Source organism: Candidatus Hydrogenedentota bacterium (genome assembly GCA_016791475.1).
In the GTDB taxonomy this organism is placed as follows: Bacteria; Hydrogenedentota; Hydrogenedentia; order Hydrogenedentales; family JAEUWI01; genus JAEUWI01.
Window position 1 is genome coordinate 421 of the sequence record JAEUWI010000245.1, and the last position, 271, is coordinate 691.

At 62.4% G+C, this 271-nt stretch carries 1 protein-coding gene; it reads right to left on the bottom strand.

Features of this window, described 5'->3' with window-relative positions; genetic code table 11:
- Positions 1-271, bottom strand: a 271-nt coding sequence (locus tag JNK74_29000) for a type II secretion system protein (GenBank protein ID MBL7650220.1), incomplete at both ends; no start/stop codon positions are given.

Sequence of the window (271 nt, forward strand, 5' to 3'; positions counted from 1 at the left end):
CAAGGCCTGAGCAAGCGTGTTGGACACCAGTTCGACAACCGGCGCTTCTTCGGCCAGTTCGCGCAAGTGCGCCACATCGCCGTCGTAATCGCGCCCTTCGTTGGAGAGCGCACGGCGCACCACGTCGATCATCAGGTCAAGATCACGCGCACGCACCAGCCACCACTGCGTCTGGCCGTTGAAGCTGGCCGCGATGGTTTCCTGCAACAATGGCAGCAGCGGATCGCGGCAGACGCAGTTCAACGTGCCCGCATCATCAATCCAGGTCAGC